The 12,877-nt window shown below is 29.6% G+C and carries 10 protein-coding genes; all 10 read left to right on the forward strand.

The genetic code is table 11. The features are described 5' to 3' along the window. The first annotated feature begins 2 nt into the window (after positions 1–2). Positions 3–104, forward strand: a complete 102-nt coding sequence (locus CLLT_RS01920) for a hypothetical protein (protein WP_115613980.1) — start codon at positions 3–5, stop codon at positions 102–104. Further along, the gene (locus CLLT_RS01925; protein ID WP_041570265.1) at positions 101–688 is read left to right on the forward strand and encodes a hypothetical protein; all 588 of its coding nucleotides are present in this window, start codon (positions 101–103) and stop codon (positions 686–688) included. The genes CLLT_RS01920 and CLLT_RS01925 overlap by 4 nt, the downstream gene beginning before the upstream one ends. Further along, positions 678–1,190, forward strand: coding sequence for a FixH family protein (locus tag CLLT_RS01930; protein WP_070255981.1), 513 nt, complete (start codon positions 678–680; stop codon positions 1,188–1,190). Before CLLT_RS01925 ends, CLLT_RS01930 begins: the two co-directional genes overlap by 11 nt. After that, a complete protein-coding gene (locus CLLT_RS01935; RefSeq protein WP_074692608.1) occupies positions 1,190–3,574 on the forward strand; it encodes a PD-(D/E)XK nuclease family protein in 2,385 nt (794 codons plus the stop codon). Before CLLT_RS01930 ends, CLLT_RS01935 begins: the two co-directional genes overlap by 1 nt. Further along, on the forward strand, positions 3,571–6,321 hold the full coding sequence (locus tag CLLT_RS01940) for a RecB-like helicase (RefSeq protein WP_074692606.1): 2,751 nt from the start codon (positions 3,571–3,573) through the stop codon (positions 6,319–6,321). Before CLLT_RS01935 ends, CLLT_RS01940 begins: the two co-directional genes overlap by 4 nt. A gap of 175 nt (positions 6,322–6,496) precedes the next feature. Continuing rightward, positions 6,497–6,922, forward strand: a complete 426-nt coding sequence (rplM, locus tag CLLT_RS01945; protein ID WP_039617653.1) for a 50S ribosomal protein L13 — start codon at positions 6,497–6,499, stop codon at positions 6,920–6,922. Between the two features lie 2 nt (positions 6,923–6,924). Next, on the forward strand, positions 6,925–7,314 hold the full coding sequence (gene rpsI / locus CLLT_RS01950; protein WP_012661126.1) for a 30S ribosomal protein S9: 390 nt from the start codon (positions 6,925–6,927) through the stop codon (positions 7,312–7,314). A gap of 245 nt (positions 7,315–7,559) precedes the next feature. After that, positions 7,560–8,546, forward strand: coding sequence for an OmpA family protein (locus CLLT_RS01955; protein WP_070255992.1), 987 nt, complete (start codon positions 7,560–7,562; stop codon positions 8,544–8,546). 3 nt (positions 8,547–8,549) lie between these two features. Next, positions 8,550–9,194, forward strand: coding sequence for an HAD family hydrolase (locus tag CLLT_RS01960; protein ID WP_012661128.1), 645 nt, complete (start codon positions 8,550–8,552; stop codon positions 9,192–9,194). Positions 9,195–9,311: 117 nt separating this feature from the next. Then, on the forward strand, positions 9,312–12,866 hold the full coding sequence (nifJ, locus tag CLLT_RS01965; RefSeq protein WP_070255998.1) for a pyruvate:ferredoxin (flavodoxin) oxidoreductase: 3,555 nt from the start codon (positions 9,312–9,314) through the stop codon (positions 12,864–12,866). Positions 12,867–12,877 lie beyond the last annotated feature (11 nt).

A 12,877-nucleotide genomic window follows, 5' to 3' on the forward strand; every position in this document is an offset into this window, starting at 1 on the left:
TTATGGTTAAAATTATGGAATATTTAATTGTAGGTGGATTGATTGTTGCAGCTGCTATTACAGCGTGGTCGGTTTTAACTATAAATCATCTACATATAGGATGAAAAATTTATTCAAAGGCGGTTTTTTAACCGCCATTTTTATGTGTTTTGCTACTTTTTTGCAGGCTGAAATTTTGCTGAATGAAAATATATTAAATACTTTTGTTGAGCAAAATATTAGCACTACTTCTAAAGAAATTAAAAAAACAACAGGTGTTGATATCGCTCTTGCGCTAAGCGATAAAAAAAGCTTTGATGAGTTAAAAAAATACGAAAGTAATTTAACAAAGCCTTATATATTGCTAGTTTTATCAAAAGCGTCTCACAGGGTTGATATTTTTGCAAGTGAAGATGCTATGAAATATTTTGATAAAGAAGGTGTTTTGAGTCCTTATCCTGAAAAAGGAACTATTTTGCCAATACTTGCAAACCCTAAGCAAAAAGATATTTATAATGCGGCAATCTTTAATGGATATGCTGATATTGCTGATCAAATTATGAGTTATTTTAATCTTAAGCCATATTATGGAAATTCAAATAAAGATACATTAAATATTATGCGAATTTTAATTTATGGTATTGTTTGTATAGCTATTTTAATGCTTGTGCAAAGAAGATTTAAAAGGAAAAAATGCAATGGAAAATAATAAAAGCTTTTGGCCTTATGGTATTTTGATTTCTTTAGGGCTTATTGTTATAGCTTGTATTGTTACGATTTTTATCGCAAGCAAAGCACCTGTATATGAAGATAATTTTTATTTTGATTCTTATCAAAATGTAGAATTAAATTATAATGAAATTCAAAACAGACAAAAGACTTTTGATGAAAATTTTAAGCTAAGCATTAAAGATAAAGAAAGCTTTGTGCATAAGAAAAATCAAGTTTATTATATTAATGAAGGGCAAAATGAACTTAGGATTGCAATTGAAAATTTAAAAGATTATGACTTAAATAAACTTCAAATTCAAACTTTACTTTCGCGTCCACATACAAATATAAATGATGAGAATTTACAAGCAAGATTAGAAGGAGATGATATAGTATTTGCTTTTAATATCAAAGAAAAAGGCGTATGGCAAATACTTTTAAAAATCACTCAAGATGAAAATAGTGTAGGATTTTTTAAATTCTTTTTACAAACTAAATAATGAAGCTTTTTGTTTTTAGCTCACTAAGAGCAGTAAGAAAATATTATGATAAAAAACTCATAGAAGATGGCTTGCTAGATCAAGCTATAAGTATGGCTGATTTTATGCAAGCTGTTGTATTTTCCTTGTCTTTTAAAGCAAGTCATTATGAGTGCTTGCTTTTGATGAAAAAAGCATGCGAGCAAACTAAAAATTTAGAAAAAGAACTGAAAATTCCAAGTAATTTTTTTGCATTTTTAAAAAATAATGCATACTTGTTTAGTTTTTTTAAAGAATTAAGCGTAAGTAAAAAAGATATTAAGGATTTGTATTTTAACGACACTTATGCTCAGTATGATGAACATTTAAAAATTCTCCAAGAACTTTTTGATAATTATCTTTCTTTGCTTAAAAAACAAAATTTATATGATGATATTTCTTTGAGTTATGATTATAAAATCAATGAAAGTTTTTTAAAAAATTATGATGAAATTATTTTTGATTTTCAAGGTTTTTTGACGAATTTTGAAGAAGAAATTTTATTAAAAATAAAAGAAATCATTCCTTTAAAAATTCAATTTTCTTGTACTAAATTTAATAAAGATTTTTTAGAAAAACTTTCTTTGTTAAAAAATGTAAATTTAAAAAATAATTATAGTTATTTATATGATGTAAATCAAAATAAAATTTTAAATGAAGAAAATTTTTCCATAAAAAATGAAATTTCATATAAAAGTTTTAATCTTAGATCACTGCAAGCTGCTTTTGTTTTTGAAAAAATTGATAGTTTTTTAAAAAAAGGTTTGCAAGCAAAAGATATAGTAGTAATCACCCCTGATGAAAAATTTAGTGAAATTTTAAAACTTTATGACAAGCATAATTTTTTAAATTTAGCAGGTGGAGTGAACATTAAAAATACTCATTTTTATCATAAATTAAATTCGCTTTATAAGAGCATTAAAGATGATGAGTATGAATTAAAAGATTTAAATTTAAATGAAGATACGAAATTAAATTTACACACTTGTAATTTGCATTTTTTTAACTGCGCTGATAAATTTCAAGAAATTAAAAAGAATTTTGATGAAAAGATAGAATTTGAATTTTTTCAAAATTTTATTGAAGAATTATTAGTAGATAGTGAAGAAGAATTGGTAATTAAAATCAAAGAAGAATTAGCCTTTATAAAAGAGCTTGTAAGAGCTCATGAGCTAAGCTTTTGTCAAATTTTAGAATTATTTTTTATGCAAATTGATGGCATAAAATTAAGCAGTGTTGGTGGCGGTGAAGTTACTGTAATGGGGCTTTTAGAAAGCAGGGGGCTTAGATATGATGGGGTTATTATAGTTGATTTTAACGATGAGTTTATCCCTAAAAGAGTTTCAAGTGAGTTATTTTTAAACAATGAAATTCGCAAAAAAGCAGGACTTATCACTCATACACAAAGAGAAAATTTGCAAAGGCATTATTATTATACTTTGATGGCTAAGGCAAAATTTGCGGGAATTTCTTATGTAGAAAATGAAGAAAAAATCAAATCACGCTTTTTAGATGAGCTTGAATTTTTTCTTGTTGAAGATAAGATATATAGTGATAATGCTTATATAAAATATTTTCAAGAAAATGAATGCAAATTTAATCTTGAGCCAATTACGCATATAAAAGCTGAGCATGATTATTTTAAAAAAGCGCTTACTTTTTCAAGATTTCACATTTTGATAAATTATGGACTAGATTATTATTATAAATATGTTTTAGGTTTAAAAGAGCCAAAAATTTTAGATAATAACCTTAAAGCTAATGAGCTAGGAAGTTTTATCCATAAGGCTTTGGAAGAATATTATAATCAAAATAAAAGCTTAAATTATTTTGATTATGAAAAATTTATAAATATTGTTAAAAATTTAAAAGATAAGCAAATTGATGTTTTAAATTTTGCTTTAATGCAAGCTATGTTTAAAGAATTCCAAGCGCTTGAAAATGAGCGTTTTAAGCAAGGCTATATGGTAGAAAAATGTGAATTTGAGCAAAAAAAAGAATTTATTAGTGATAATGGAATAAAAATCACTACTTTTGGGCGTATAGATAGATTAGATAATAACACTTATGAAAGATTGATTATAGATTATAAAAGTGGAAAAATAGATGAAAAAACCTATCAGCTTGCTTTTTATGTGTTTTTATTAGAAAGTAAAGATATGTTAGCAAATACAAAAGCTTGCTTTTATGATCTAAAAAATATGAAAATTGTTTATGAAAATTGCACAAATGAAAAAGTACAAGAGCTTAAGAATTTACTCAATGAGCTTGCAAAAGAGCCTTTAGAAAAAGAATTTTTTAATCAAAAAAATGACAACAACTATAGCCCATATACTATGCTTTATAAAAAGGAGTTTAAGCTTTGAGCCATAAATTTGAGCCTTTTTTAGCCTTAGAAGCTAGTGCAGGAAGTGGAAAAACCTTTGCTTTGAGTGTGCGTTTTGTAGCTTTAGTATTAATGGGAGCTAAGATCAATGAAATTTTAGCCCTAACTTTTACCAATAAAACTGCAAATGAAATGAAAGAAAGGATTTTTAAAACCTTTTTAGAATTTGATATGCTTGAAAATGGGCAAAACAAAGCAGAATGCAATGAGCTTATGAAAATGCTAGATAAAAGCAAAGAAGAGCTTATAGCCTTAAAAGAAAAATACAAAGATGAATTTTTAAGATCTAAACTTAATATCTATACCTTTGATAGTTTTTTTTCACAAATCATTCGTTCTTTTGCTTTGAATTTGGGTTTAATGAGTGATTTTATTACCACAGAAGAATCATCAGATAATTATAAAAATTTTATTGCTAAATTAAACGAAGAAGAATTACAAGCTTTAGCTTATTATATTATGCAGACAAAAAGCAAAAGTGATTTTTTTAAAAATCTTGAAAATTTATATGTAAGATCTTGCAATATCAAGCCAAATTCAAATGCCCATCTTCCAAATAAAGTAAATTTGAAAAATAAAATTGATGAGTTTATAGCTTATGCAAAAAATTTAAGTACAAATAAAAATTATCTTTCAAATTTTAATTTTGAGAGCATGGAAGAATTCTTTACTAAACCTATTATTTGCGATTTAAGTAAAAAATATTTTGAAAAAATTATCAATGATGAGTTTTTGCAAAAAAGAGCAAAGCTTATGCAAAATATAAAAGAATATCTTGCTCAAATGGAAAATTACCGCATTAGTATGCTTGCAAAACTTTTAAAACATTTTAAAGAGGCAAAAAGTGAAAACAATGCCAAGCAAAATACCCTAAGTTTTTCAGATATAGCCTTAAAAACTTATGAGTTAATCAGCGATGAGACTAATAAAGATTTGATTTATTTTAGACTTGATGGTTATATTTCGCATTTATTAATCGATGAATTTCAAGATACTAATGTTTTACAATATCAAATTCTAAAGCCTATCATAGCCGAACTTGTTTCAGGTGAGGGTGTGAAAAAAAATAGAAGTTTTTTTTATGTGGGTGATAAAAAGCAAAGTATATATAGCTTTAGAGGGGGTAAAAAAGAACTTTTTGACAAGCTTTTAAAAGACTTTCCGCAAATTAAATTAGAACATTTAGATACTAATTATCGTAGTAAAAAGATCATTGTTGATTATGTAAATGATATTTTCAAAGATAAATTTTTTGATAGTTCTTTAAAACCTAGCTTTACTTTGCAAAAAAGCATTAAAGAGGGTGGATATGTAGAAATTTTACAAAATCATATTCCTAGTAAAAATAGCCCTGTTTATGAAGCAAGCGCCCAAAAAACTTTAACTATCATTCATGATCTTTTAAAAAAAGGTATTGAGCTTAGTGAAATTTGCATTTTAGTGTGGGTGAATAATGATGCAACTTTAATAAAAGAATTCCTTGAAAAAAACGGCGTTAAAGCTTATACGCAAAGCAATGTAGCTTTGCTAGATTGCATTAGCGTGAGAGTGCTTTTTGAGTATGCAAAAGCTTGTGTGTTTAAAGATGAATTTAGTTTGTATTTTGTAAAGAGCATTTTAGAGAAAGATTTTGCCTATCTTGAACTTGATTTAAACCGCGGTGTGTGTGAAATTTTAAAATACTTAATTGATCATTTAAAATTAGATCTAAGCGATGTTAATCTCATCACATATTTAGAGTATGCAAACACTTTTGATAACTTTTTTGAATTTTTATTTAATCCTTGTCAGTTAAATTCTTTGCAAGCTCAAAATGATGGGGTGAGTATTATGACCGTGCATAAGTCTAAGGGGCTTGAATTTGAAAATTTAATAGTGCTTGATAGGCTTAGTAAGAAATCTTTGGACAATGATACTTTGATGTTTGATTATGATTTAGAGCAAGGTTGGGAAATAAAATACAGACATAGTGCTAGAAAATATCTTGAAGATGAAAGTTACAATGCCTTTTTAGCCAAAAGAGAAAAACTTCAAGCAGAAGATGAGATAAATTGTTTGTATGTAGCATTGACTAGAGCTAAAAATTCTCTTTTTATCATAAAAAATGATGAGAATTTTACAGGCTTTAAAAGCTATTTTAAAGACTATGAAGAAAAGCAAATAGGCATTTTAGAAGAAAAATTTTCAAAAACAAATGAGTCTTTAGAAAATTTAGAGCAAATAGAAATTTTTGGGCAATTTCAAAAGGTAAAGCCACAAGAGATTAAAAGTAAAAATCATTTTTCCAATACTCAAATTCATTTTGGCTTGGCTTTGCACGAGTTTTTGCAATATTTTGATTTTAATACTAAAGATAATTTTGAATTTTGTAAGCAAATGATATATAAAAAATATCGTTTTTACTTAGATGATGAGGGTTTTAATGAGCTTTTTAAAAGACTTATTATGCTTTTAAAAGATGAGAATTTTAACGCGCTTTTGGTGGGTAAAAAGCTATTAAAAGAGCAAATCATCACTTATAAAGGCGAGCAAAAACAGCTTGATATGCTTGCATTTGATGATAATGAAGCCATCATTATAGACTATAAGACGGGTTTAAATTTAAACGAGCATAAAAAGCAAGTTTTACTTTATAAAGAAGCTATAGAAAAAATCTTAGCTAAGACTTCCACTAAGGCTTTTTTGGTGTATGTTTTAAAAGATAAAGTGGAGATAGTGGAGGTTTAACATTATATAAGATATTTATATCGCTTTCATTTTTTAAGTTGTGTATTTTTTCATACTAAATATTTTTCATATAGTGGCAAGAATATTTAAACTTTAAATATTCTTAAATTAAGTATTAATTAAGCTAAAATAATTATAATCTCATTTTTAAAAAATTTTTGGCAAAGGTAAGATGATGACAAAGATAACAAAGCCAAACGAAGTAAAACGCGAATGGATCGTTTTAGACGCTGAAGGAAAGCGTTTTGGTCGTCTTTTAACAGAAGTAGCGACTATTTTAAGAGGTAAAAATAAACCTTGCTATACTCCAAATGTTGATTGTGGGGATTATGTAATTATCATAAATGCTTCTAAAGCAGTTTTCACAGGTGCAAATAAAGCAGAAGATAAATTATACCACAGACATTCAGGGTATTTTGGAAGCGTAAAAAGTGAAAAATTTGGTGATTTATTAGAAAAAAATCCAGTTAAATTATATAAATTAGCAGTTCGTGGTATGCTACCTAAAACAAATCTAGGTAGAGCTATGCTAAAAAAATTAAAAATTTATGCAGGTAGTGAACATCCTCATACTGCTCAAATTGCTAATAAAGGAAAATAATCATGGCAACAACATACGCAACAGGTAAAAGAAAAACCGCTGTAGCTAAGGTTTGGGTAAAATCAGGTAGCGGTAAAATCATCGTTAATGGTATGGATTTAAACACTTGGCTTGGCGGACATGAAGCTATAAAATTAAAAGTAGTTCAGCCTTTATTAGTAACTAAACAAGAAACTTCTATGGATATTAAAGCAACAACTTTGGGTGGTGGATACAGCGCTCAGGCTGAAGCTTTAAGACATGGTATTTCAAGAGCATTGGCTTCTATGGATGCAGATTTTAGAGCATTATTAAAACCAAAAGGACTTCTTACTAGAGATAGTAGAACAGTTGAGCGTAAAAAATACGGTCGCAGAAAAGCAAGAAGAAGCCCACAATTCTCTAAACGTTAATCTTTTTTGGATCCATTTTTGGATCCATTTTTTCTTTCATTTTTTAAAAAATCATATTTTTCCATATATTTTAGTTTTGTTTAAAATTACAGGATTTTTTATTTATAATAAACTTTTATAATTTCAAAGTCCGATCAGGGAAACCTCCTTTTTGTAGTAAATTTAAGCCCCTTACCCAAAAGGGGCTTATTTTATTTTAATCTTCATTTTATATAATATCCCAATTTATTTTTTAAGGATAGTCGATGAGAAAAATTATAGGATTAGTTAGTTTGGCTAGTGCTTTGTTTGCTTTTGATGCTAGTAAAATAGAAATTACTCCAACCTTTAACTACACAACCCCAGAAGGAAATTTAGATCTTAAAAATTATAGTGGAGTGGGATTGAGATTTGGCTATCATTATGATGATTTATGGATAGATCAAGCTGAACTTGGTTTAGAGTATTATAATAATGCAAAATATAATAATCCAAACGATAATACACATACAGATACTAGTGTTTCAAGATTTTATGTAAATGCTATTAAAGGAATTGATCTAGCTAATCATGTGTATTTATATAGTTTATTAGGAACAGGTTATGAGTATTTAAGTCATGGAGCTTATGAAAATAAAAGCAGCATGTTTGCTCAATATGGTGCAGGTTTGAAGTTTGCACTTGGGGAAGATTTGGCTTTAAGAGTGGAAGCAAGAGATCAAATTAAATTCAATAATGGTGATCATAATTTGATTTCTAGCGTTGGCTTGAGTTTTTATTTTGGCAATAAAACTCCAAAAGCTCCTCAGCTTGCAACTAAACAAATCGAAGAAAAACCACAAGCAAAACAAATAGATAAATCATGTCCAGAGCCAAGAAAAGGTGCTTTGCTTGATCATATAGGTTGTGAAAAAACTATAATGCTTGAAGGGCATTTTGGTTTTGATCAAATCACTATAAACCCTGAATTTGCACAAAAAATCCAAGAAGTAGGCAAGGTTTTAGAAGAAAACCCACAATATTATACTATTTTAGAAGGACATACTGATAATACAGGCCCTAAAGCTTATAATCAAAAATTATCATTAGAGCGTGCAAAGGCAGTTGCAAAAGAACTTGAAAAAGCAGGTGTTGCTAAAGAGAAAATTACAACTAAAGGCTACGGTTTTGAAAAGCCAATTGCAAGTAATGACACAAAAGAAGGTCGTGCGCAAAATAGACGCGTGGAAGCAAAATTTTTCATTAAAGAATAAACTTTGTTAAAAAAGACTATTTTATTTGACTTAGATGGCACTTTGATAGATTCTACAAGTGCCATTTTAGATGGATTTGATGCTGCTTTTAAAGCTTTTGGCGAGCCTTTAAGAGATCATGAAATAATTAAAGCTTTAATAGGCTTTCCTTTGGATATAGCCTTTGAAAAACTAGGTGTATCAAAAGAAAAAATAAACGAATATATAAACGCATATAGAAGTGTGTATCAAAAAATTTATATAGAACAAACTCATTTGCTTGCTTTGGCTAAAGAAAGCGTATATGAGGCTAGTTTGTTTGCTGATTTGGCTGTAGTTACTACTAAAAGCTCTAAATTTTCAAAGCCTTTGCTTGATCATTTGGGTATAGGAAAATATTTTAAGGTTATTATAGGCAGAGATGATGTAACTCACCCAAAACCAAATGCTGAGCCTATTTTATTAGCCTTAGGAAAATTGTCTAAAAGTAAAGAAAATGCATTTATGATTGGAGATACTCATTTAGATATCCAAGCAGCTTGTAATGCAGGCATTAATCCCATAGCAGTGAGTAGTGGTTATGAAAGTAAGGAAAGTTTAGCTAAATTTAAAATTCCACTTTTTAAAAATACTCATGAGGCAATAGAACACATAAAAAATATCCGATAATTTCACACTCAAACTCCATACTCATAAATAATAAAAATTTTTTATCATTGTTTAAGACAATTCAAGATAAAGTAGCTATTGATTTTAAGTAATTATTTTAATTATAAGGATAATTAGATGAGTAAAATAATGAAAACAATGGATGGTAATGAAGCAGCAGCTTATGCAGCTTATGCATTTACAGAAGTTGCTGGAATTTATCCTATTACCCCAAGTTCACCAATGGCAGATTATACTGATATATGGGCTTCTCAAGGTAAAAAAAACCTTTTTGGAGTACCGGTTAAAGTCGTAGAAATGCAAAGTGAGGCAGGAGCAGCAGGGACAGTCCATGGTTCTTTGCAAGCTGGTGCTTTAACTACTACTTATACTGCTTCTCAGGGACTTTTGTTAAAAATACCAAATATGTATAAAATCGCAGGTCAGCTTTTACCTGGGGTTATTCATGTGGCAGCTAGAGCTTTGGCTTCTCAAGCACTATCTATCTTTGGCGATCATCAAGATGTTTATGCAGCAAGACAAACAGGCTTTGCTATGCTTTGCTCACATTCTGTACAAGAAAGTATGGATTTAGCAGGTGTTGCGCACTTAGCAGCTATTAAAGGTAGAGTACCTTTTATGCATTTTTTTGATGGTTTTAGAACAAGCCATGAAATTCAAAAAATTGAAGTGATGGATTATGCACATTTTGATCGTTTGCTTGACCGTGAAGCTTTGATGGAGTTTAGAAATTCCTGTCTAAATCCAGAAAATCCAAAAACAAGAGGTACAGCTCAAAATGATGATATTTATTTTCAAACAAGAGAGTTAGCAAATAAATATTATGAAGCTATTCCTGATATTGTTAATGAATATATGCAAGAAATTTCAAAAATTACAGGAAGAGAATACAAGCCTTTTGTATATTATGGGGATAAAAATGCAACCCGCATTGTAGTAGCAATGGGCTCAGTGACTGAAGCTTTAAAAGAAGTTGTGGATCATCTAAATAGTAAAGGCGAAAAAGTTGGGGTTTTAAAAGTTCATTTATATAGACCATTTAGTTTAAAATATTTATTTGATGCAATGCCTCAAAGTGTTGAAAAAATCGCCGTTTTAGATAGAACTAAAGAGCCAGGAAGTTTAGGAGAACCACTTTATTTAGATTTGAAAAGTGCATATTATGGAAAAGAAAAAGCACCTTTAATCGTTGGTGGTAGATATGGACTTTCTTCAAAAGATGTTGATCCTGCTCAACTTCTAGCGGTTTTTGAAAATCTAAATCAAGCAAATCCAAAAGATGGTTTTACCATAGGAATTAATGATGATGTGACTTTTACTTCATTGCCTGTGGGAGAAAAAATTTCTTTGGGTGATGAGAGTACTATAGAGTGCTTATTTTATGGACTTGGTGCTGATGGTACTGTAGGGGCGAATAAAAACTCTATTAAAATTATAGGGGATAAAACAGACTTTTATGCGCAAGCTTATTTTGCTTATGATTCTAAAAAATCAGGTGGTTATACAAGAAGCCATTTAAGATTTTCTAAAAAACCTATTACTTCAACCTATCTAGTTTCTACACCACATTTTGTAGCATGTTCAGTGGCTGCTTACTTAGAAATTTATGATGTTTTAGCAGGCATTAGAAAAGGCGGAACTTTCCTTTTAAATAGTATTTGGAACGCACAAGAGACAATAAAAAGAATTCCAAATTCAGTAAAAAGGGTTTTAGCGCAAAAAGAAATTAATTTTTATATCATTAATGCTACAAAACTTGCTAGAGAAATAGGACTAGGTAGTAGAACAAATACAATCATGCAATCGGCTTTTTTCAAACTTGCTAATATCATTCCTTTTGAAGATGCGCAAAAATATATGAAAGAATTAGCTTATAAATCATATAGCAAAAAAGGTGATGCTATAGTTGAGATGAACTATAAAGCTATTGATGTAGGTGCAGATGGACTTGTAAAAGTTGATATTGATCCTTCTTGGGCGAATTTGACTGATGAAGTAAAAGAAGAAACTATAGCCTATAAAGGTACTGAGTTTGTTGAGAAAATCGCAAAACCTATGAATGCAGCTAAGGGAGATGATTTACCAGTTTCGGCATTTTTGGGTTATGAAGATGGTAGTTTTGAACATGGTACTACTGAGTATGAAAAAAGAGGCGTTGGTGTTATGGTGCCAAGATGGATTGAAACTAATTGTATTCAGTGTAATCAATGTGCTTCGGTGTGTCCACATGCAGTTATTAGACCATTTTTAATAGATGAAAAAGAATTAGAAAATGCTCCAGCAGGTGTAAAAGAACATAGCTTAAATGCAAAAGGTGTAAAAGAGCAAAAACTTAATTTTAAAATTCAAGTATCTCCGCTTGATTGTACAGGATGTGAGCTTTGTGTGCATGAGTGTCCTACTAAAGAAAAATCTTTAGTAATGGTTCCACTAGGTGAAGAGCTTGATCATGGTGAGCAAGAAAATGCAGATTATTTATTTAAAAAAGTAAGCTATAAAGATAATATCTTAAATAGAGAAAATGCAAAAGGTATCCAATTTGCTCAACCTTTATTTGAATTCCATGGTGCATGCCCAGGGTGCGGGGAAACTCCTTATATTACTTTAATCACTAGATTATTTGGTGAAAGAATGATTATTGCTAATGCAACAGGTTGTAGTTCTATTTACGGTGGTTCAGCTCCTTCAACTCCATATAGAAAAAGTAATAAAAATGGTCATGGGCCTGCTTGGGGTAATTCTTTATTTGAAGATAATGCTGAATTTGGCCTTGGTATGAAAATAGCAACTGAAACAACAAGACATAAAATAGAGCAGATTATGAATGAAAGCATGCAAGAAGTTCCTAATGCGCTTTCAGCTTTATATAAAGAATGGATTGCAAATAAAGAAGATTCTAAAGCTTCTTTAGAACTAAGAGATAAGTTGGTGCCATTGCTAGAAGAAAATAAACAGATTAAAACTGTAAATGATATTTTAGAACTTAAAAGCTATTTAAGTAAAAAATCACATTGGATTTTCGGTGGTGATGGCTGGGCTTATGATATAGGTTATGGTGGGCTTGATCATGTTTTAGCAAGCGGTGAAAATGTAAATATTTTAGTGCTTGATACTGAAGTTTATTCAAATACTGGAGGTCAAAGCTCAAAATCTTCAAGAACAGGTTCAGTGGCTCAATTTGCTGCAGCAGGTAAGCCAGTACAGAAAAAAGATCTTGGTCAAATTGCTATGACTTATGGTTATATTTTTGTGGCTCAAGTAAATTCTAATGCAAATTATGCGCAATTGTTAAAAGCAATAATAGCAGCAGAAGCTTATGATGGACCTTCTTTGATTATAGCTTATTCTCCTTGTATAGCTCATGGTATTAAAGGTGGGCTTGGAAATTCAGGAAATCAAGCAGAACTTGCTACAAAATGTGGATATTGGCCAACTTATATTTATGATCCGCGTTTGGAAGCTGAGGGTAAAAATCCTTTAACAATTTCTTCAAAAGAACCTGATTGGGATTTATATGAAAGCTTTTTAATGAACGAAGTGCGTTATAATTCTTTGAAAAAATCAAATCCTGAGCATGCAAAAGAATTGTTTGAAAAAAATAAAGCAGAAGCACAGCGCCGCTATAGACAGCTTAAACGATTAGCAAGTGCTGATTTTAGTAATGAAAACTAAAATTTGCTTCG

It is taken from the genome of Campylobacter lari subsp. lari (assembly GCF_013372185.1).
In the GTDB taxonomy this organism is placed as follows: domain Bacteria; phylum Campylobacterota; class Campylobacteria; order Campylobacterales; family Campylobacteraceae; genus Campylobacter_D; species Campylobacter_D lari.

Excerpts from the sequence above, each read along its gene's own strand:
- CLLT_RS01920 (WP_115613980.1), top strand. The coding sequence starts at position 3 with ATGGTTAAAATTATGGAATATTTAATTGTAGGTGGATTGATTGTTGCA.
- CLLT_RS01925 (WP_041570265.1), top strand. The coding sequence starts at position 101 with ATGAAAAATTTATTCAAAGGCGGTTTTTTAACCGCCATTTTTATGTGT.
- CLLT_RS01930 (WP_070255981.1), top strand. The coding sequence starts at position 678 with ATGGAAAATAATAAAAGCTTTTGGCCTTATGGTATTTTGATTTCTTTA.
- CLLT_RS01935 (WP_074692608.1), top strand. The coding sequence starts at position 1,190 with ATGAAGCTTTTTGTTTTTAGCTCACTAAGAGCAGTAAGAAAATATTAT.
- rplM (WP_039617653.1), top strand. The coding sequence starts at position 6,497 with ATGACAAAGATAACAAAGCCAAACGAAGTAAAACGCGAATGGATCGTT.
- rpsI (WP_012661126.1), top strand. The coding sequence starts at position 6,925 with ATGGCAACAACATACGCAACAGGTAAAAGAAAAACCGCTGTAGCTAAG.
- CLLT_RS01955 (WP_070255992.1), top strand. The coding sequence starts at position 7,560 with ATGAGAAAAATTATAGGATTAGTTAGTTTGGCTAGTGCTTTGTTTGCT.
- nifJ (WP_070255998.1), top strand. The coding sequence starts at position 9,312 with ATGAGTAAAATAATGAAAACAATGGATGGTAATGAAGCAGCAGCTTAT.